The organism is Bacillus methanolicus PB1 (assembly GCF_000262755.1).
In the GTDB taxonomy this organism is placed as follows: domain Bacteria; phylum Bacillota; class Bacilli; order Bacillales; family Cytobacillaceae; genus Bacillus_Z; species Bacillus_Z methanolicus.
The window spans coordinates 900,167-921,274 of the sequence record NZ_AFEU01000001.1; the positions used below are offsets into that span (position 1 = coordinate 900,167).

A 21,108-nucleotide genomic window follows, 5' to 3' on the forward strand; every position below is an offset into this window, starting at 1 on the left:
TCTCTTAATCTTTAAATCTCGCATGCATAAGTGACAATTGTTCCGCGGAGGCGCTGCGCTTCTTTATACGTACAGCGATTATGAACAACTTCGAGTCCTGCTTCTTTAGCAATTTCCACTGCTTTTGGAGAAATAACGCCTTCCTGAAGCCAGAAAACTTTTGGCTGAACTTCTGCCGCTTCTTTTGCAATCTCAATTGCTGCCTCCGGGCTGCGGAAGATTTGCACAATGTCAATCTTAAATGGAACTGATTTTAAATCAGGATATGCCTGTTCTCCAAGTACTTCTGTTTCTCTCGGATTTACCGGAACAATTTTATATCCAAGCCGCTTCATTTTCCTTGCCAAACGATTGCTCGGACGCCCCGGGTTGCTGCTTAAACCGACAATTGCCAGCGTTTTTGGGCGCTGCAATTCTTTCCCATCAACAACTTCCCGGACAAATGGCGATTGGAGAGCCCAGCGGATAACCCCCTCGTCATTTACTGCCGTATTTCCTTTTTCAGCACCCTTTGAAGAAATTCCGGTCGCCTGATAAAAAGCCTGATCTAAATCATTTATCAGATCCCGAACCGATTCAAGCCCTACAGACAAACGGATCAATTCTTCACTGACACCAGTTTTCTTAAGATCTTCAGCGCTCAACTGCTGATGTGTCGTTGATGCAGGATGTATAATGAGTGACTTCGCGTCCCCGACATTAGCAACGTGGGACCATAAAGCTATATGGTCGATTACTTTTTTACCCGCTTCCCGGCCGCCTTTAATTCCGAAATTCACGATTGAACCAAAGCCGTTTCTCAAGTATTTTTTCGCAAGTTCGTGAGCAGGGTGCTCTTCCAGGCCAGGGTATGATACCCACTCTACTGCCGGATGAGATTTCAAAAATTGAGCAATCTTTAACGCATTTTCTGTATGTTTTTCCATCCGAAGATGAAGTGTTTCAAGCCCTTGCAGCAACAGGAATGCGTTTTGCGGGCTTAAGCAAGAACCAAAGTCCCTTAAAAGCTGAACTCTCAGCTTTGTACTAAAGGCTAACGTTCCAAAATCATTTGCATATCTGATGCCGTTGTAGCTTGGATCAGGTTCTGTGAATCCAGGAAATTTTCCATTATTCCAGTTGAAGCGCCCCCCATCAATAACAAGGCCGCCAATCGCTGTGCCGTGTCCGCCAATCCATTTAGTTGCCGAGTGAACGACAATATCCGCTCCCCATTGAATCGGTTTGCAAAGGTATGGGGAGGCAAACGTATTGTCTATTATCAATGGAATTCCATTTTCATGCGCAATCTCTGCCACCGCTTCAATATCTAAAACATGAAGGCTCGGATTTCCGATAATCTCTCCATAAAGAGCTTTCGTTTTTGGTGTAATCGCTTTGCGGAAATTTTCCGGATCTTTTGGATCGACAAAATGAACATTAATTCCGTATTTCGGAAGTGTAACAGCGAATAAATTGTATGTACCGCCATAAAGATTGGATGCTGCAACAATTTCATCACCTGCCTGAGCAATATTCATTATGGATAAAGCAATTGCAGCCATTCCTGATGAAGTGGCAACTGCTGCTACTCCGTCTTCAAGCAGGGCAATTCGCTTTTCGAGGACATCGACTGTTGGATTTCCTATTCTTGAATAAATGTTTCCAGGTTCATCGAGCGAAAATAAGCTCTGGGCATGTTCGGTATTATGAAATACAATACATATGAGGTTGTTTGATAAATCGGAACAGCTCTTGAACCGGTTGTTGGATCCGGCGCTTGCCCTCCATGCAAAAGAATCGTCTCTACATCGTACGTATCAAAATGTTTTGCCATTGTTTTTCCTCCTAAAGATAATTAATTTTATTGGTTTAGTCGGTTTAATACTTATATATTGTTTATGTATTTTTACTTTTCCGAAATCTCTTTACGAAAAAACCCCCTCTTCATAAGAAGAGGGGGCTCCTCCTCTTATCTTTCAGACAATGAATTGTCTGCAGGAATTGGCACCTTTTCAAGCATTGCTTGAAGGTTGCCGGACTTCATCGGGCCTGATCCCTCCGTCACTCTTGATAAGAGATACTGGTATTCTAATTATAATCAATTAAAATATTAATTCGTTAACTTTATAAAGGATTATAATTTAGTTTATAAATCTAGTCAAACATAATTTTCATTAAACAGAATTTTCAATCGCTCTTTCAAATACTTGAATGATGTCTTCCGAATGCTCAATTCCGACTGATATGCGGACAACCTCTTTCGTAATTCCTAATGCTTCTCTTGCTTTAGGAGGCAGTGCACGGTGGGAAGTTGACATCGGGTGTGAAACAGTCGTTTCCACTCCGGCAAGCGTAGGGATAATTTTCACCCAAGAAAGTGCACGGAAAAACTTATTTACATCCACTTTTTTCGATAGCTCGATTGTAACGATCGCCCCAAAGCCTTCTTCTGAATGGTCAAAAGGATAGTATACTTTTTCCACATTTTCATTTGTCATTAGAGCTTCGGCAAGCTTCCTTGCATTCTGAGTCTGGCTTTTCATTCTTAAAGCGAGAGTTTTCAATCCACGGCATGTAAGCCACGCTTCAAACGGACTGACATTTGCACCGAGATTTACCACTTTTTTCCTCGCTTTGGCAACCAGCCCTTCTTTGCCGACAACAACACCGGCCGTAATATCACTGTGCCCGCCAATATATTTTGTCGCACTATGAATAACTAAATCTGCTCCCAGTATATACGGATTGCAATGATAAGGAGTTGCAAATGTGTTATCTACAATCGTAACAAGGCTGTACCTTTTGGCAAGGTCCACAACAGCTTCAAGATTTTCAACTCTCAACAGCGGATTAGTTATTGACTCTGTGTAAAGGAGCTTTGTATTAGACTGAATCGCCTGTTCAACCTGTTGAAGGTCTGAAAAGGGTACAAAAGTGGTCTCAATTCCAAGTTGGTTCAGTTCATTTTTTAATAAATGAAAGCTTCCTCCATACAGGTCATCTGCTGCAACAATGTGATCACCGCTTTTACAAGCAGCTAGCACCCCGGCAAGAATCGCTGAAATCCCGGAAGATGTCGCAACTCCTGCAGGAGCACCCTCGATAGCTGCCACTGCTTCACCGAGTTCATCTGTATTCGGATTGCCGGAACGGGTATACAAATAGTTGCCCTCTCCCCTGTAAAATCGTTCAAGATCATCAAGATCTTCAAACGTGAACGCGGAAGTTTGATAAATCGGGGTAACTTTACTTTTGATAGGGAGTTTTTGTTTTTTTACACTATGCAATAATTTCGTTTCAAACCTATCCGCCAACATATCCACCTTCTTCAATTAACTGAAACTTTATCGCCACTCATAAAAAAATCAGATCCAAACGACCGTTACCTTCCCAATACAGGTGATGGTCTTTCGGGTGTTTAGAATATGATAATAAAAAACCTCTTCACAAAGAAGAGGCGTAAAGTTCATATCCTCCTCTTATCTTCCAGAACTTCTGTCTGCAGGATTTGGCACCTTTGCAATGAACCATGCAGGTTGCCGGGCTTCACAGGGCCTGTCCCTCCGCCTCTCCGGATAAGAGTATAATTTCTAAATTCATAATATTAGGTGGAGTATAACAAAAAACGGGTTGGTCCGTCAACTGGATCTTAAGTAAAAAGAGGTCCGTTTGAACGAATCCTCTTTCGGTTCACTCCAATTAGTCTTTAGGATTATCTTGATTCTTCCTGTTTTTTGGCGAAGTAAATTCAACCAGCTCTTCGCTCGTATTGTTTCCCTTTTTCTTATTGTTATTTCTTTGTGCGTTAGCATTTGCCGGTTTTGTACGCCCCATTCTAGCTCGACTCCTTTTTTATTTTTCAAATATAGTATTGGTTTTTCGAATATTTAATATTCCCGGCAAGCTGTTCCAAATTAGGTGCTCTTCTTGCTTTCGTTCCCTTCCATAGCAATATTATTGGTTCGCTGTAATTACAGACGAGGCTGTCTCATAAGGGTCTGACCCCATGTGCATTATCAATATATAGCACATTTATCCAACATTATGTCCTATTTATTGTGTTATGGGGTCTGACCCTTAGGCTTTTGAGACAGCCTCGATTCTTTCAATTTAATTGCAATTTTTCGGATATTATTGCGAATATTTTATTTTAACTGAGATAAATTGGATATTTTTTCGATTTTACAGCAATTCGTTCATTTCACCAAAAAAAGCCAAGCACCTGGATGCCTAACTTTCCTTTTCAGTTTTCGAACGTTCGTCAGTTATTTCGCCTTTATAAAAAACTTTTTTATGAACCGGTATTTTCAACTCTTTGGCGAATTTCTTCAATTCCCGCTCTTCTCTGTCTGTCACAAACGAAATGACAGTGCCGCTTTCGCCTAATCTTCCGGTTCTGCCGGAACGGTGAACGTACTGATTCACGTCTTTCGGAAAGTCGAAATGAATCACATGCGTAATTCCTTTAATATCAAGGCCTCTAGCAGCGACATCCGTTGCCAGCAATAAGTTGTTTTCTGCTGATCGGAAGTTTTTTAATGCTTTTTGGCGTTCGATTTTTTTCAGCTCACTGTGGAGCACCTCTACCTGCAATTTTTTGTAGTGAAGTTTTTCTGCCAGCACTTGTAAGTTTCCGATATCTTTCACAAAAACAAGTGCTCTTATCCCTTTTAGCCGGGCTGCTTTTTCCAGTAGTTTGATCTTATCCCGCTGCTCTGAAACAAAATAAATATGGTCAACATTCGAGGAGCTGATTGCTTCATCCTTTTTAACGCGGATGACTTCCGGTTCGTTCGCAAGACTCTTAGCCCCTTCTTCTGTTCTGGATGTAAGTGTTGCTGAAAAGAGTGCGATTTGCCGGTCACTCAACGTTGTTTTTATAATATTTTTAACGATATCGGCATGTTCAGGAATGAGGAGCTGGTCGCCTTCATCAAGGACGACCATTTTTACTTCATGCATTTTCAGCTTTTTCTGTTTGATTAGTTCAAATGTACGACCCGGCGTACCAATAACAACATGTGGATTTTTCTTTAATTTTTCAAGCTGGCGCTTCATGTTGGCTCCCCCAATAAACGAAGCGCCTCTTATTCCGCTACCTTCAGACCATTTTTGGAACTCGCCGAAAATTTGCATCACAAGTTCCTGTGAGGGTGCCAAAATCAAAGCTTGTACGCTTTTTTTACCCGGATCGATCTTATGGAGCAAGGGCAGCAAGTAACTTAGCGTTTTTCCTGTTCCAGTCGGTGATTCTGCGACCACATCTTTCCCTTGTAAAATAAGAGGAATTGACTGCTTTTGGATTGTCGTTGGCTTTTTAAAGCCTGATTTATTCCATCCTTCCTGTATAAACGGTTGTAATGTTGCAATGATTGACTTTTCTTCTGACATGTTGGATCTCCTTATTTATATTTTATAGAGAGTATTATTCCACATCTTTTTGAATATCGAAAGGAGAGTTGAAAAAAGAGTGCCTCATAAAAAGCACTCTTACCTCGAACATAAGTATTTATTTTTGTAATCCTGCTAAAGTAACTACTGCATATTTTATTTGCTTTGTGCTTTCAAGAGGAGAATCGGCCATGCTGATCGCGGAAATGACAGAGACGCCATCTGCCCCGGCTTCCACAACTTGTGCGGCGTTATGTGCGTTGATCCCGCCAATCCCGACTGCCGGGATGTCGATTCGCTTCTCTCGAAGTAAACGGAGCAGTGCGGTGCCCTGTACTTCTTTAGCATCTTTTTTTGTTTTTGTCGGGAAGATAGGGCCGATACCTACATAATCAGCGCCTGCTTGAATTGCAGACTGGACTTCTTCGAGATTGTGGGCAGAGACGCCAAGAATCTTATTGCCTATTTTCTTTCGGACAGTTTCGGCGTATTCATCGTCCTGGCCAATATGGACCCCATCTGCACCCAGCTCCATTGCCAGGTCGACATCATCGTTGACAATAAAAGGTACGCCGAATTTTTTGCAAATGCTTTGAACTTTCTTGGCAAAACCCTTTTTCAGCTCTCCGGTCAAAGCACCGTTTCCTTTTTCGCGTAACTGAAACAAGGTTGCTCCTCCCTGAAGTGCTTCCGATACAACTTCAAGAGGGTCTTTGAGACAATTGTTGCTCCCCATTATAAAATAAACTTTTAACAGCTCCCGCATATTTTCTTTTGAAATTCCAGCCATGATATCACCTTTTTTCAGATACTAGTTTTTGCCGGTAAGCCCAGTGGTTTGTCGGCCCGTGTCCTAGTCCGATTCCCAGTTGATTTTCAATTGCGGCTGCGATAAAATCTTTTGCTGTTTGGACTGCATTTTGTACCGTATTTCCCTTTGCCAGTTCAGCAGCAATTGCAGCAGCAAACGTACAGCCGGTTCCATGTGTGTTCTTAGTTTCAATTTTTTTGCTTTTAAAATAGTAAAACTCCCGACCGTCATATAACACATCAACCGCTTCACTGGCGATTTCGTGTCCGCCTTTAATGACAACATTTCTGGCTCCCAGTTCAAAGATATACTTCGCAGCCTCAAAACGATCTTCAATGGTTTCAATTTTAATTCCTGTTATTGCTTCTGCTTCCGGAATATTTGGGGTAACAACCTCCGCAAGCGGGAGCAGGCGATTTTTTAAAGCGCTGATAGCTTCATTTTGTAATAACGGCGCTCCTCCTTTTGCAATCATAACCGGGTCGACAATAACATTTTTCCAGCCAAATTTTTTAATTTTGCCGGAAACCGCCTCAATGATTTCACTGTTGAACAGCATGCCCGTTTTCACCGCATCAGCGCCAAGATCTGTACCGATCGATTCAATCTGCTGTTCGACGGCCTGGACAGAAAGAGGGTATACACCTTGAACACCTAAAGTGTTCTGAGCCGTAACGGCTGTTAACGCAGACATGCCAAAAACCTCTAGTTCCTGAAAAGTCTTTAAATCGGCTTGGATCCCGGCGCCGCCGCCGCTGTCCGAACCGGCAATCGTTAATGCTTTGTGTACTTTTTTCATAGATTCTGGCCTCCTTTACACTCGTTCAACTGAAGCTAAGTTTCTTATATCATCAGATGAAAATTTGGCTAACTGGTCTAAAAATTCAATTTGAAAACTGCCCGGTCCTTTGTCAGATGTTTTATCCGCCGCGATTTCCGCTGCCACTCCATAGCAAGCTAATGCAGCGGCAGAAGCATCTAAAAAGTTTTTTTCTACGGCAGAAAAGGCGCCGATAATCGAAGTCAGCAGACACCCTGTACCAGTAACCTTTGTTAAGATTTGATGACCGTTACGTATGAGGTATGTCGTTTCGCCGTCGGAAGCAACATCCTCCTTTCCTGTAACAGCAATGGTTGTTCTCAATTGCTGGGCAGCTTTTTTGGCCAGTTCTATAATATCCCCCTTGCCTTCCCCGGCATCAACGCCTTTAATCGCCCAGTTTTCACCGATCACATTTGCGACTTCTGCAGCGTTTCCCCTGATGACGGAAATTTTAAGTTCATTGACAATCTGCTTCGCTGCAGCTGTCCTGTAAGGGGAAGCTCCCGCTCCGACAGGATCCAAGATGACCGGAACGCCTTTTTCATTTGCAGCCTTTCCGGCAATCATGATTACCTCGACGGTCTCAGGATTCAGCGTGCCAATATTTAAAACAAGTGCTCCTGCTAAGTTCGCAATATCCGAAACTTCTTCTTTTGCGTCTGCCATGAACGGGGAAGCTCCTAAAGCCAACAAGCCGTTCGCAGTAAAGTTAGCAACGACGATATTCGTAATATTATGTACGAGCGGATTCGCTTTTCTCACTTTCTCAAGTATAGCAGCAATGTTTTCAGTATTCATTTTGATCATGCATCCCTTTCTAGAAAGTTGGTAAAAAATCACCTGATGAGCCGCCAGCGAATAATATGGACAAGTCATTTTGATCTTTGAATTTCTTATTCTCTTTTTCCAATACGTTTTGCAAATGGAAGGTTGCCTCTAATAGCGAAAAAGACACTCCGCGTAAGCAAAGTGTCACTAAATAGACTGAGAGAATGATGTGAAATAACAGCCGAAAATATCCTCAGCACTTTTCCCTACGCTGGCATTATCCAACAGGTTCAAACGGTCTGCGGCGGAATAGCCGCACTCTCAGCCTGCTTCCGCAGGCTCCCGGTAAACTATTCAATTAATTCTAAGTCTACTCGTCCACCCTCAAAAATGCAAGAAGGAAAAGGCCAGAGGAAAGGGATCCAGGAAGAGGGGTCTGGCGGTCTGGCCCGCATTATATTATTGCGGTAAAATTTTTATTGACCTAACCTGCATTATACTGATACTATTTTTATTATTATTAAATTAATGAAACAGGCGATGAAGGTTGTGGGTAAAACTATAACTGGAGCAGCTTCTGGAGAGACCGCACGATTGCGGCGCCGAAGGATTCACAATCTCAGGCAAAAGGACAGAAGAGTGGAAAACTGCACTCTTCTTATTTGTTGAGATTGGATGAATCATCCAATCTTTTTTGTTATTAAAAAAAGTGAAGAGGTGGAGTTTATGGAAAAAAGACGTGCTGTTGTAAGTGTTATCGGGAAAGACCAGGTTGGTATTATTGCAAAAGTGACAACGATTCTCGCCGAGAATAGAATTAATATTCTCGACATCAGTCAGACGATCCTTCAGGAATTTTTTACGATGATGATGATAGTTGATGTTTCCGGAATCGAAAATTTAGATACATTGCGCACGCAATTCAATGATCTGGGAGATGAAATGGGTTTAAAAATAAATATTCAACTTGAAGAAATTTTTCAGGCAATGCATCGGATATAACTTTTAAGGAGAGATTCTAATGACGATTGCAATAGATGAAATGCTCCAAACGATCCGAATGGTTCAAATGGAAAACCTCGATATTCGGACCGTTACAATGGGAATCAGCCTTCGTGACTGTACGGATTCTAATTTCGAAAAAATGAATCAACTTGTCTATAAGAAAGTCATGAGTTTTGCCCAGAATTTGAAATCTACTGCCGAGGAAGTGGAAAAAGAATTTGGCATTCCGATTATTAATAAGCGAATTTCTATTACTCCAATCGCAGAAATTCTTGGAAATGCTTCAGTTGAACAGGCCGTTGAGCTTGCAAAAACGCTTGACCTTGCTGCTCGCAACCTTGGAGTTGATTTCATCGGTGGATTTTCAGCGCTCGTACATAAAGGTTTTTCGAAAGGAGATCAAACACTGCTCGCTGCCCTTCCGGAGGCATTGAGTGTAACAGAACGTGTTTGTGCTTCCGTATCCGTCGCAACCACCAGAACCGGCATCAATATGGATGCAGTGCGCCAGCTTGGATTAATTATTAAGGAAGCCGCAGAAAAAACAAGCGATCGGAACGGGATCGCCTGTGCAAAACTCGTAGTTTTTTGCAATCCTGTTGAGGATAATCCGTTTATGGCCGGAGCATTCCATGGCGCCGGTGAAGGAGAAGCCGTAATAAATGTAGGGGTCAGCGGACCGGGTGTTGTATTAAATGCATTGAAACGCCATCCTGAAGCAGATCTTGGCCAAGTATCTGAAATTATTAAGAAAACAGCCTTCAAAATTACGAGAGCAGGAGAGTTAATCGGGCGGGTCGTCGCTGAACGCTTGGGAGTTCCTTTTGGCATTATGGACTTATCCCTTGCACCGACAAATGCGATGAATGACAGTGTCGCAGAAATTTTAGAAGAGATTGGCCTTGAACGAGTTGGAACACATGGAACCATTGCAGCTTTGGCACTCATGAACGATGCGGTGAAAAAAGGCGGCGCGATGGCAAGCTCCTACGTTGGCGGGTTAAGCGGCGCATTTATCCCAGTCAGTGAAGATAATGGAATGATCCGGGGAATCCTTGACGACGCGCTATCTTTGTCAAAACTTGAAGCGATGACTTGCGTATGCTCTGTCGGCCTTGACATGATAGCATTGACAGGAGATGTAACTCCTTCCACCCTATCCGCAATTATCGCTGATGAAATGGCGATCGGAATGATCAACAAAAAGACAACAGCTGTTAGAGTCATCCCTGTTCCAGGTAAACGTGAAGGAGATATCGTCGAATTTGGCGGCCTTCTCGGCCGTGCCCCGGTAATAGGTGTAAATCCATTTCATTCAGAAAAACTCATTCAACGCGGCGGCAGAATCCCTGCCCCACTGCAATCCTTAATCAATTAACGCATTAAACGAATGAGGGCCTGACCCCTGCTGCTTTAACGCGGTACAGTGGTGAGGGTCTGGCCCGCGATGCTTTAACGCGGTACTGCATTGAGGGCCTGACCCCCTTTATAGTAAAAGCTTGCAGAAATGGTTCTGCAAGCTTTTTTGGTTTAGCCGACTTTTCTTTCTAGGACGGCTGTTTTGTTTAATGTGCTGTGTTTTCTTCCATATACGAAATAAATTACTAGACCAATTACAACCCATGAAATAAAACTAATCCATGTCGTAGACGGCAATTGTAGGGTTAGATATCCGCAGAATAAAAATGCCAGAATAGGAATCCACGGAACAAATGGCACTTTGAATCCTTTACCTGAAGAGATATTCGCTTTGCGAAGATACAAAATGCCGACTGACACAGTCATAAACGCGAATAATGTTCCAATATTTGTTAATTCAGCAAGTTTGCTTAATGGGATAACACCTGCAAAAAACGATACAACAATGCACGTAATCCAGGAATTAATAACAGGTGTTTGTTTCTTTTTATCAACACGTGATAAAACTTTTGGAAGTAAACCATCACGGCTGATTGCATAAAACAGGCGGGTTTGTCCATACATCATCACAAGCAGCACTGTAGTGATCCCTGTAATAGCACCTACAGAAATAAAACCGGCAACCCAATCCTGGTTAATATAATTAAGTGCAAATGCAACCGGGTTTTTTACACCGAGCTGTTCATAAGGAACGGTACCCGTCAAAATTAAGGAAACAATAATATAAAGTGACGTACAGATTGCTAAAGAAGCGATAATTCCAATTGGCATATTCCTCTGTGGGTTTCGTACTTCTTCCGCTGCCGTTGATACCGCATCAAAGCCAATGTATGCAAAGAATACAGTTGCAGCGCCTGCAGTGACTCCTGAAAAGCCGAACGGCATGAAAGGCACCCAGTTTTCCGGTTTTACATACCAAACACCGACACCGATAAACAATAAGACTACAGCGACCTTGATTATAACCATAATCGCATTAAAGCGTGCTGACTTTTTGACACCCTGTGTTAAAAGAAATGTGATAAAAAAGACAATCAAAATAGCGGGAACATCAATAAAAGTTCCTTTCGCCGGGTCATAAGCACTCGTCAAAGCTTTTGGAAGCTCTAAACCAAATCCTGCAAGAAGCCCCTGAAAGTATCCTGACCACCCGCTGGCGACGGCTGACGAAGCAAGACCATATTCTAAAATAAGATCCCATCCCAATACCCAGGCAATTAATTCACCAAATGTTGCATAACTGTACGTATATGCACTTCCCGAGACCGGAACCGTTGAAGCAAATTCAGCGTAACAAAGAGCAGCAAATACGCATGCTAATCCTGATAATATAAAAGAAAGGACTAGTGCGGGTCCTGCATGTTCAGCAGCTGCAACCCCGGTCAGAACGAAAATACCTGTTCCAATGATGGCGCCGATCCCAAGCATTGTCAGATCAAAAGCACCTAAATCTTTTTTCAAAGAAACTTCCTTTTGGTCAGTTTCTCTTAAAAGAGCATCAATCGATTTTTTTCTAAATAAACTCATAAAAGACCTCCGAGTATGTGTCATAATTTTCTGAAAACACAGTTCGATAATTTTCGCAAAAACCTATATCGAAATATTAATAATTTTTTTGTAAAAAATCAATAACTTTTTACAAAGTTCAAATTATAGTTAATATTTTCAAAAATAATATGTTATTACTAATATATATTAATTATTTACATATAAAAAAACAGGTGCAATAAAGCACCTGCTGCCTAAGATTCATTTTTCAATTAAATTACGCGGCTTTTGCTTCCAATCGAGCTTGCGGCGAATTCCAGATTTCAATCCATTTTTTGATGGCAGTTACCATGATGATGACTCCAAGAACCAGCATGATGATGGATAATATTCCGTTTAACACACTGTATCCAGCTGCAGCCGGATTCAAGTAGACGTTCGTTATCATCCAATACCCTGCATAGTTTACAGTAAAGAATAAATAAGCTAACGGAACGAGGCATGTAAGCATATATCTTCGTTTATCTGCAATTTTTAAAATAACAGTAGCTCCAACAATCAAACCGATTGATGCCATCAGCTGGTTTGAAACCCCGAACAAGGCCCAAACGGAACCAATATCTCCTGAATACAGGAGGTATCCCCACATAAAGCATGCCAATGCGCTGGCAAAAATGGAACCAGGAATCGAGTCAACTTTTTTCAACGGCTTATACAGCTCACCGAAGAAATCCTGAATTAGATAACGGGCAACACGTGTTCCGGCATCAATTGCTGTTAAAATGAAAACCGCTTCAAACATAATGACAAACTGGAAGAAATAAGAAGCAAGATGGCTGAACCATGGTATTTTTGTAAAAATATACGTCATCCCAACGGCCAGTGTAACAGCACCGCCAGTTCTGCCTTCAAGATCCAAACCAATTTCCTTGCTTAATTCCGGCAAATGAGCAACATTCATTCCAAGTGTCTTAAATACTTCCGGAGCTGAGTTAATTGCAAAGTAATCAGCAGGCTGAAGCGCCGTTGCAGCGACTAATGCCATAATCCCAACTAAACTTTCAACAAGCATTGCGCCAAACCCAACAACTTTAATGTCGCTCCAGCGGTCAAGCATTTTCGGTGTCGTCCCGGAACCTATAAAAGCATGGAAACCGGAAATCGCACCACACGCAATTGTTATCGAAATAAACGGCCAGACAGGACCGGCCAAAATAGGACCGCCGCCGTTTATAAACTGAGTAACAGCCGGCATTTCAATCGATGGATTAATAATAAATACACCGACAATTAATGCTATAAATACACCAATTTTCATAAAACTGCTTAAATAATCACGCGGAGCAAGCAATAACCACACCGGCAGAGCTGCCGCAAAAAATGCATAAGCAGGAAGAATAAGTGCTAGTGTTTTTGAGTCAAAAGTCAGCATTTTCCCAAGAGCCGTTTCTTGAATGGAAGGACCCATCAAGACCCCAATCATTAGAAGTATAAATCCGATAGTTGAAGCAAGTTTTAAATTGCCTGTCTTTTTATAAAATATTCCTACTCCCATTGCGATCGGAATCGTAATTCCAACGGCGAAAGTCCCCCAAGGGTTATTTTCAAGAGCGTGGAGCACCACCATAGAAAGACCGGCCATAGTAATCGTGATGATGAACAACATGGCAAGACCTGTACAAAAACCGGCCACAGGCCCCAGTTCTTCTTTTGCGACCTCAGAAAGTGATTTTCCTTTTTTCCGCATTGATGCAAATATTACGACCGCATCATGAACGGCCCCCCCAATTACCGCACCGATTAAAAGCCAGATGAGTCCAGGCAAATATCCAAATTGCGCTGCCAAAATCGGCCCAACAAGCGGACCTGCTGCAGCAATTGCTGCAAAGTGATGCCCAAACGTAACCCATTTATTTGTTGGAACATAATCCTTGCCATCGTTTAACTCATGTGCCGGAGTGGCTTTTGAGTCATCAAGCTTCAAGACTTTCATCGCCATAAATGTTCCGTATAAACGGTAAGCGATCATTAAAATACAAATAGAACCGATAACGATTGTAACCGCATTCATTTTTTCTTTAACCTCCATTTTTTCTTTAAGTTCATCATACCTGATGAAAACCTTCATAAACTATTTTCATGTCAAAATGCTAAAATGGAAGGCTGAAAAGCAAGATTGTAATATTGAAATGCAAAAATGAGTTTTTGCTTAGAGGCAATACTCTCTTTTTTCATAAATTTGTTGTGAATAGTGAATATTTTTTAGCCGCACTTTATTAAAATCCAAGAAGCTCCTTAAGCTCTTTTGTATATGTCCTGCTGACTGGAACTTTTTCACCATCTTGCATGATTAAATTATATGTGGAATGAAACCACGGCTCAATTTCCGTAATGGCATTTAGGTTAACAAGGTAGGCCCTGTGAACACGGATAATCGGGGTGTTTTGAAGCTTCCGCTCAAAGGTAACGAGTGGCTCGGCAACCTGATATTTTTTTTTATCTGCTTTAATCACTGTCTTTCCTTCAATCGTGCAGATATATAAAATATCTTTAATGCTAATCAAAACGATTTTATTTTCAACGTTTATAGCCAGCTTTTCCGTCCGGTCCTTATTAAACGATTTTTGCAGAACCTCCTGCTTTTCTTCCCGTTTTTTAAATAGCTTGTTCAATTTTTCGATTGTTTGTTGAACCCGTATTTCATCAAAAGGCTTTAATATATAATCAACCGCATTTAACTCGAAAGCTTTTAGAGCATGATCGTCATAAGCGGTTGCAAAAACAACTTCAGGCCGTTGGTCCAGTTCAATCAGCTTTTGGGCAATGTCCAAACCGCTTTCGTCAGTGAGCTGTATATCCAGAAAAATAGCATCTGACTCAATCAATTTGATTTGTTCCAAAGCAGATGCGACATTGTCTGCCTCTCCAACTATTTCTACTTCTTTGGTCCTCCGCAGCAAATATGCGAGTTCATCCCTAGCGAGAGGTTCATCATCGACGATAAAAACCTTTAGCATATTCCTCACTCTCCTTAGTTTGTACAAGTGGAAGGGTAATTGTTACCTTTGTGCCCGCTTCAGGCTCGCTTTCTATAATAAAAGCCCCTTCCTGTCCAAAAATTTCTTCAATCCGCTTTTTTATGTTCCATAATGCAGTTCCCGTTCCTTTAGAAGATTTTATCGTTGTATTCCCAAGTGAACTTAACAATTCCGGTGAAACTCCCTTTCCATTATCTTCCGTTGTCAAAATCATTTTTCCGTTTTCAGACCAGCCCTTTATGGTGACTTCGCCTTTCTTGCTTTTTGCAAAAGCGTGGCAGATGGCATTTTCAACTAAAGGCTGGAGAGTAAATGGCGGAATGTATACTTTTTTTAGGGGGGGATCAATTTCGATCCTGACTGTGTACTTGTCCGGAAAACGGGCTTGTTCCAACGACAAATATGCTTCTACATGTTCAATCTCCTTCTCAAGTGGGATAAGCATTTGTCTGGCTCCTTGAAGATTGCTTCTAAAAAACACACTCAATTGAATTAAAAGCTTTCTTGCTTTATCTGCGTCTGTTCGAATAAGGCTTGAGATTGTATTAATTGCATTAAACAAGAAATGCGGATGGACCTGGGCCTGCAGAGCTTTAATTTCCGCATCTTTTAACAGCTTGCGCTGCAGTTCGGCTTCCGCAAGCTCCAATTGAGTCGAAAAGAGTCTGCTCAACCCTTCCGCAAGCTCCTGCTCTGCCTGATCGAGCTTGTCTGGATGAGAATAATAAAGTTTTAGCGTTCCTACCGTTTGGTTGTGAGCTTTAAGCGGCATAACTAAGGCTGCCTGCAAAGGACAATCATTTTTCACGCACTGGATTTCATCACGCGATTTCGCTTTTATGATCTTGCCCTGCTCCAATACTTTTTTTGTTAATTGGGTTCTCAGGCTTTCCATTGGTTTATGATGGTCTGATGCAATGCCTACATGGGCTCGAACAAGATGTTCGTTCGTTATCGCTATGGCATCAGCGTTCGTATATTTTAAAATAATTTCTGCTGCTTCCCGGCAAGACTTAACATTCAGCCCTTGGCGAAAAAAAGGAAGGGTTTGCTCAGCGATATTCAACGCTTTATGAGTGTGCAATGCACGGGTTTTTTCCTCTTCTGAAAGTATCGTTTGGATGATTAATATGAAGACAAGCGTCCCAAAACCATTGATGGTAATCATAGGAAAAGCAATGACTTCAACAAGGTCGAATGCAGATTCAAAAGGCCTTGCAATGAGAAGAATGATCCCCATTTGAATGCATTCCATCAAAACTCCAATCGACATGGCCCACAATGGTGATTTTTCTTTTTGAGTGTTGAAGCGCCTGCCAATCAGGCCGGTCGCAATTCCGGCAAAAATTGTTGAAATTGAACATGCAGCAGCTGTAAAGCCCCCAAGTGTCAGACGATGAAGACCGGCAATAAGTCCAACGCCCAAGCCGACAAGAGGTCCGCCGAGCAATCCACCGATGGCTACTCCCATGATTCTTGTGTTGGCCAGAGCGCCGTCGAAATGGACATCCGTCTGCCACGATCGGGAAGAAATCAATCCTTCCTCAATCTCAACTCCCGTATAGTTGCTGATCACGCCGAACGTCCCGAAAATGGCGATCAAGATCATTTTTTCTTTAAACCTGTGTTCATTATGAACGATTTGGCGAAAAGATTTCATCCTCGAAAGCAAAAACGCCATTATAATCAAAATACCAACCCGCTCAAGCATCAAAAACAAAAGCTCTATCACATCAATCAATTCCTTTCAGTTCAGGGGTCTGGCCCGCTTTGCGTTAACGCGTTAAAGCGTTGAGGGTCTGGCCCGCTTTGCGGTAATGCGGTAATGTGTTAAAGTGTTAGTGTTTTGATACCGGCCTTTGTTTTTTCTTCTCTTTGTAAGAAGGATTTCTTTAATAAATGGAGAATAGTATATTGTAAATATTTGAAAGGAAGGTGTTTTCATTGCCCAGAAAACCGAGAAATTGGTATCCTGGTGCTACCTACCATATCACACAGCGCGGAAATAGAAAATCCGAAATCTTCTATGACAACCACGATTATTTAAAGTATCTTGGACTGCTGGAAGAAACCCAGCAAAAACTCCCATTTACTCTCCACACTTACTGTCTAATGCCAAACCACATTCATCTCCAGTTAGAAACGAAAGAAACCCCTTTAAGTGAAACTATGAGAATTGTAAATAGCCGATATGCTATTTATTTTAACAAGAAATATGAATTAATTGGACATGTCTTTCAAGACAGATATTGGGCGCAATTAATTCTTGACGATTGGTATATGTTGGAGGCAAGCAAATACATTCACTTAAACCCTGTTGAAGCAAATATGGTTGAAAATCCCGAAATCTACCCTTGGAGCAGCTGCGCAGCTTATTTTGCCCCTCAAAAAACAAATCCTCTTATTTCCACAGAAAGAATCCTTTCATTTTTTTCTTCACCTTCAAATAAGAATTATATCCGTTATTTGAACTCAGAGGAAAGAAACAGTGAACTTTTGGCTCCTTTACTAGCCAAAAATCCATTTATCAAAAATTCTGCTTACAATAACAATAAGCTTCAAGAAAATCATAATTCTATATAAAAAGGGCTGATCAAACATGTCTGTCGTTATAAAAAGTCTTGGTTTGAAAGGAATGGAAGGATATCTTGTTAACGTTGAAGTAAAAGTTTTTGATGGTCCACATTCGTTTAAGATCGTTGGATTGCCGGATGCTTCGGTTAAGGAATCGAAACAGAGGGTGCTGGCAGCTATACTTTCATCTTTCTCGGAAAGATTATTAGAAAAAAAGATCATCGTGAACCTTTCACCACCTGAACAGAAGAAAAATGGACCCTTTTTTGATTTGGCCATTGCAATCGGTATATTAAAAAGTATTCATTTTATAAAAGATGAAATCCCGGAAAATTGTGCTTTTTTGGGTTCCTTGTCGTTAGATGGCACCGTTCAGCCAGTTAGGGGGCTTTTACCTGCAATAATAGGAGCAAAAAAACAAGGGATCAAGAGGATATTCTGCCCGTTAGATAACTCAATCCCGTTTGAAAAGTTGAGTGGAGTGGAATTGATTTTTATCAATTCATTAGAAGAGACTATACTTTATCTTCGAGGACAAAAACCTCGAGAACTTCCAATAAATACTGTTCCTCTTCCTCCCACGCGAGGGATAAATTCATACAATAAAGATTTCTCCAATATTTATGGACATTTAGAGGCAAAACGTGCTTTAGAAATTGCAGCCGCTGGCCAACATAATATTCTGCTAATTGGACCCCCCGGCTGCGGTAAAAGTATGCTCGCTGAAGCTTTCCCTGCCATTTTACCGCCGCTTACAGAGGAAGAAAGTCTTGAAGTAATGAGTTTATATCAATTGGCAGGACAACAGTACCCTTTCATACATGACCCACCGTTTCGAAATCCCCACCATTCAGCTTCCTCTGTTTCTATTATTGGCGGAGGCTCTATTCCTCGTCCCGGTGAAATTTCTTTGGCTCATAATGGTGTTTTATTTTTAGATGAAATGGCCGAATTTTCAAAGAAAACACTTGATATGCTGCGGCAGCCACTTGAAACCGGGGAAGTAACGATAAGTAGAGTCCAATCAACCGTTTCTTACCCGGCAAAATTTATTCTTGTGGGTGCTCTGAACCCTTGTCCTTGCGGCTATTTGAATTCTAACACTCAATACTGTGTATGTACCACCAGACAAATTTTTGCATATCAAAGGAGAATTTCCGGTCCAATTAAAGACCGGATGGACATACTATTAACCATAAAATCAGTGAATATAGATGAAGAAAGCGAAAGGCATAACGAAGACTCCGCCTCTATTCAGCGAAGAGTTACGGTTGCGAGAAAGCTTCAATATGCAAGATATGGATCTCCAATCAGCAATGCCAGAGTCCCTATCGATTTACTCTTAGAAAAATCCCTTCTCTCACCGTATCAAAAAAAATTTTTAAATCGAGTTTCAAGCAAAGCAAATTTGAGTACAAGGCACCAAATTAAGATCATTCGTCTTGCAAGAACCATATCAGATTTATGTGGAGAAACCGATATCACAGACAAAGCCCTGGAAGAAGCAATGTTACTTCGACAAGACCCCTTTGAAAAAACAACAAAAAGAATACTCTAGACACTTTAACACTGTAAAGCATTGAGGGTCTGGCCCGCTCCGCTTTAACGCGTTAACGTGTTGAGGGTCTGACCCGCTTCACGTTAATGCGTTAATGCATTAATGCATTGAGGGTCTGACCCCCATATTACAGTTACTTTTGTGCCGTAATTGAGTTTGCTTTCGACGTGGATGTCTCCACCATGCATTTCGATGATTTGTTTAGCGATGGCGAGGCCGAGGCCGGATCCTTTGTGGGCTTCTCCAGTGTTCGTTCCGCGATAATATCGGTCAAACAACCTGTCAAGTTCAACTGACTCGATCCCTTTTCCATTGTCCTCAATTTCGAGGAATATCTGTTCATCTTTCTTAACTCTTACCTTTATTTCTGTACCTTTCGGATTATGGACAAGCGCATTATAAATAAGATTGGATATTGCCCGCTTCAAAAGCATCTGATCCCCAAAAAACATAATCTCCTCTGCTCCTGCTTCAAAAGATATAGGTGCTTCTTCGTATTGCGGATGGTTTAAAATATCAATAATCGTGTCTCTTACCACTTCTACGATATTCTCACGGCTTCGGTTCAGCGGAATAAGTTCATTTTTAAGTTGATACGTAAGCTTCAAATCTTCCACAAGGTTTTCCATATATTTCGACTTGCTTAGAATAATACTTGCGTACTTTGTTCTCTCCTCTTTTGCCAAATCGTACTTAGGATCGACGAGCACTTCAGAATAGCCTTTAATGGAAGCAAGAGGCGTTTTTAAATCATGAGTAATGTTTGTAATCCATTCTTCCCTCATTTTTTCCGTTCTTCGCCTTTCCATTTCATTTTGCTCCAGAGTATCAGATAAATGGTTCAAACTCTTATGAACATCCTTATAAATCCCTTTCGGAGCCTCTTTTTTTACATATTTCCCCTCTGCCAAAGCCTGAATTCCGCTGATGACCTTTAGAATTGGTTTCGCTAACTGAGCACTAAATAAATAGCCGACAACCGATGAAATCAATATAATCACAACTGTTGTGCCAGCGAAAAAAAGAAACATATCCCTAATTATTGTCTTTGGGCTGAAATAAAATGAGGACTTCGCAACGGTTTCAACTGGAAATCCCATAATATAACTAAGATTACGTCCATCAATATCTAAAATTCCTACAAAGATCGTATATCCCTTAATTGCCCCCGAATATTTATGGTAAAAAATCAGCTTGCCAGGCGTATAATGATTTGGCGCATGGGCCGGCTTATTTTTTTGAAAAATTTCATTTCCATTTTCATCAAGAACCTGAATCCAGCTCTGATAACTTCCTAATTCGCGAAGTTTATCTTCTGGTATGTAAATTTTCCCATCCCGGTACTCTATATTTTCTCCATACTCTAATGTGATCGAAGAAGCATTTACACTTAAAAGCTTTTCCGGATCTTTCGGACCCTTATAAAATATCATAATATTTAAAAACATAATGCAAAATAAAGAGATATTGATTGTAATAATAATTGCAGCAAGGAACCTGCTTGTAATTTTCCACTTCACGTTATTCTCTCCTTGCAACTAACTTATATCCGAGCCCTTTTACCGTTTTAATATAAACCGGATTTCCCGGGTCATCCTCAAGTTTTTCTCTTAAATGGCGGATGTGAACCATAATCGTATTATCATAGCCAAAATAATCTTCTCCCCAAACCTGTTCGCAAATCTTCCGTTTACTTAATATTTGATTCTGATTTTCTGCCATAAACAAGAGAAGCTGATACTCCTTGGCTGTTAAAATCACGGGTTTTCCACTCTTTGTCACTTCGCCTCGTTTTGGATCAATTTCAATATCTCCGAACACATATTTCCGATTTTCTTTTTCGTCTTCCAGCCCGTTATACTGCTTTCTTCTGAAATGAACTTTAATTCGAAACGCAACTTCTTTTGGGCTGAATGGTTTTGTCACATAATCATCCCCGCCAATCCCGAGACCAAGCAGCTTGTCAAGGTCATCCGACCTGGCAGATAGAAAAATAATTGGTACAAATGAAAATTCCCGAATCCTCCTGCAAACTTCAAAACCATCAATATCAGGCAGCATAATATCAAGAACAATCATATCCGGCTTTAAATCTTTGCAGAGTTGAATGCCTTCCCCTCCTGTTGCGGCCTTATAAACTTGCTGAAAACCTTCTTTTAACAGTACTGTTTCAAGAAGATCCAAAATATCCTCTTCATCATCAATCAAGAGTATTTTCCGATCAGCAATTCCCTCAATATGCATAAAATTT

The 21,108-nt window shown here is 41.2% G+C and carries 16 protein-coding genes, 1 pseudogene and 4 riboswitches; of the genes and pseudogenes, 4 read left to right on the top strand and 13 right to left on the bottom strand.

Annotated elements, in window-relative coordinates:
* Nucleotides 1–11: 11 nt before the first annotated feature.
* The 7 genes and pseudogenes from PB1_RS04230 to thiM all read right to left on the bottom strand — a co-directional run bounded on the left by PB1_RS04230 (nucleotide 12) and on the right by thiM (nucleotide 7,805).
* Nucleotides 12–1,816 (bottom strand): annotated as a pseudogene (locus tag PB1_RS04230) (PLP-dependent aspartate aminotransferase family protein).
* Nucleotides 1,817–1,948: 132 nt separating this feature from the next.
* A riboswitch (SAM riboswitch) is annotated at nucleotides 1,949–2,059 on the bottom strand.
* Between the two features lie 97 nt (nucleotides 2,060–2,156).
* Nucleotides 2,157–3,299: a trans-sulfuration enzyme family protein gene (locus PB1_RS04235; protein WP_003350957.1), complete on the bottom strand. Its 1,143-nt coding sequence runs from the start codon at nucleotides 3,297–3,299 to the stop codon at nucleotides 2,157–2,159.
* A gap of 159 nt (nucleotides 3,300–3,458) precedes the next feature.
* Nucleotides 3,459–3,564, bottom strand: a riboswitch (SAM riboswitch).
* 117 nt (nucleotides 3,565–3,681) lie between these two features.
* Nucleotides 3,682–3,816, bottom strand: a complete 135-nt coding sequence (locus PB1_RS18275; RefSeq protein WP_003350958.1) for a hypothetical protein — start codon at nucleotides 3,814–3,816, stop codon at nucleotides 3,682–3,684.
* 396 nt (nucleotides 3,817–4,212) lie between these two features.
* A complete protein-coding gene (locus PB1_RS04240) occupies nucleotides 4,213–5,373 on the bottom strand; it encodes a DEAD/DEAH box helicase (RefSeq protein ID WP_003350959.1) in 1,161 nt (386 codons plus the stop codon).
* Between the two features lie 118 nt (nucleotides 5,374–5,491).
* On the bottom strand, nucleotides 5,492–6,163 hold the full coding sequence (gene thiE / locus PB1_RS04245; protein ID WP_003350960.1) for a thiamine phosphate synthase: 672 nt from the start codon (nucleotides 6,161–6,163) through the stop codon (nucleotides 5,492–5,494).
* Nucleotides 6,164–6,167: 4 nt separating this feature from the next.
* The gene (thiD, locus tag PB1_RS04250; RefSeq protein WP_003350961.1) at nucleotides 6,168–6,983 is read right to left on the bottom strand and encodes a bifunctional hydroxymethylpyrimidine kinase/phosphomethylpyrimidine kinase; all 816 of its coding nucleotides are present in this window, start codon (nucleotides 6,981–6,983) and stop codon (nucleotides 6,168–6,170) included.
* Between the two features lie 15 nt (nucleotides 6,984–6,998).
* Nucleotides 6,999–7,805: a hydroxyethylthiazole kinase gene (thiM, locus tag PB1_RS04255; RefSeq protein WP_003350962.1), complete on the bottom strand. Its 807-nt coding sequence runs from the start codon at nucleotides 7,803–7,805 to the stop codon at nucleotides 6,999–7,001.
* Nucleotides 7,806–8,021: 216 nt separating this feature from the next.
* Nucleotides 8,022–8,131: riboswitch (TPP riboswitch) on the bottom strand.
* Between the two features lie 211 nt (nucleotides 8,132–8,342).
* Nucleotides 8,343–8,420: riboswitch (glycine riboswitch) on the top strand.
* Between the two features lie 81 nt (nucleotides 8,421–8,501).
* Here thiM and PB1_RS04260 point away from each other — a divergent pair.
* Together PB1_RS04260 and PB1_RS04265 are read left to right on the top strand one after the other, a co-directional pair.
* Entirely contained in the window at nucleotides 8,502–8,777 is a 276-nt protein-coding gene (locus tag PB1_RS04260) for an ACT domain-containing protein (protein ID WP_003350963.1), read from the top strand.
* 19 nt (nucleotides 8,778–8,796) lie between these two features.
* Nucleotides 8,797–10,158, top strand: a complete 1,362-nt coding sequence (locus PB1_RS04265; RefSeq protein WP_003350964.1) for a PFL family protein — start codon at nucleotides 8,797–8,799, stop codon at nucleotides 10,156–10,158.
* Nucleotides 10,159–10,310: 152 nt separating this feature from the next.
* On the opposite strand, the gene PB1_RS04270 is transcribed toward PB1_RS04265, so the two are convergent.
* The 4 genes from PB1_RS04270 to PB1_RS04285 all read right to left on the bottom strand — a co-directional run bounded on the left by PB1_RS04270 (nucleotide 10,311) and on the right by PB1_RS04285 (nucleotide 16,457).
* Entirely contained in the window at nucleotides 10,311–11,726 is a 1,416-nt protein-coding gene (locus PB1_RS04270) for a branched-chain amino acid transporter BcaP (protein ID WP_003350966.1), read from the bottom strand.
* Nucleotides 11,727–11,964: 238 nt separating this feature from the next.
* A complete protein-coding gene (cstA, locus tag PB1_RS04275) occupies nucleotides 11,965–13,758 on the bottom strand; it encodes a carbon starvation protein CstA (RefSeq protein WP_034644867.1) in 1,794 nt (597 codons plus the stop codon).
* 205 nt (nucleotides 13,759–13,963) lie between these two features.
* Complete coding sequence (locus tag PB1_RS04280; protein WP_003350968.1) at nucleotides 13,964–14,704, bottom strand: LytR/AlgR family response regulator transcription factor; 741 nt, start codon at nucleotides 14,702–14,704, stop codon at nucleotides 13,964–13,966.
* Nucleotides 14,679–16,457: a sensor histidine kinase gene (locus PB1_RS04285; protein WP_003350969.1), complete on the bottom strand. Its 1,779-nt coding sequence runs from the start codon at nucleotides 16,455–16,457 to the stop codon at nucleotides 14,679–14,681. The genes PB1_RS04280 and PB1_RS04285 overlap by 26 nt, the downstream gene beginning before the upstream one ends.
* 203 nt (nucleotides 16,458–16,660) lie before the next feature.
* Here PB1_RS04285 and PB1_RS04290 point away from each other — a divergent pair, with 203 nt between their 5' ends.
* Together PB1_RS04290 and PB1_RS04295 are read left to right on the top strand one after the other, a co-directional pair.
* On the top strand, nucleotides 16,661–17,308 hold the full coding sequence (locus tag PB1_RS04290) for an REP-associated tyrosine transposase (protein WP_420796281.1): 648 nt from the start codon (nucleotides 16,661–16,663) through the stop codon (nucleotides 17,306–17,308).
* Nucleotides 17,309–17,324: 16 nt separating this feature from the next.
* The gene (locus tag PB1_RS04295) at nucleotides 17,325–18,857 is read left to right on the top strand and encodes a YifB family Mg chelatase-like AAA ATPase (protein ID WP_003350971.1); all 1,533 of its coding nucleotides are present in this window, start codon (nucleotides 17,325–17,327) and stop codon (nucleotides 18,855–18,857) included.
* A gap of 83 nt (nucleotides 18,858–18,940) precedes the next feature.
* On the opposite strand, the gene PB1_RS04300 is transcribed toward PB1_RS04295, so the two are convergent.
* Nucleotides 18,941–20,377, bottom strand: coding sequence for a sensor histidine kinase (locus PB1_RS04300; protein WP_003350972.1), 1,437 nt, complete (start codon nucleotides 20,375–20,377; stop codon nucleotides 18,941–18,943).
* Nucleotide 20,378: 1 nt separating this feature from the next.
* On the bottom strand, nucleotides 20,379–21,101 hold the full coding sequence (locus PB1_RS04305) for a response regulator transcription factor (protein ID WP_003350974.1): 723 nt from the start codon (nucleotides 21,099–21,101) through the stop codon (nucleotides 20,379–20,381).
* Between the last annotated feature and the right edge of the window lie 7 nt (nucleotides 21,102–21,108).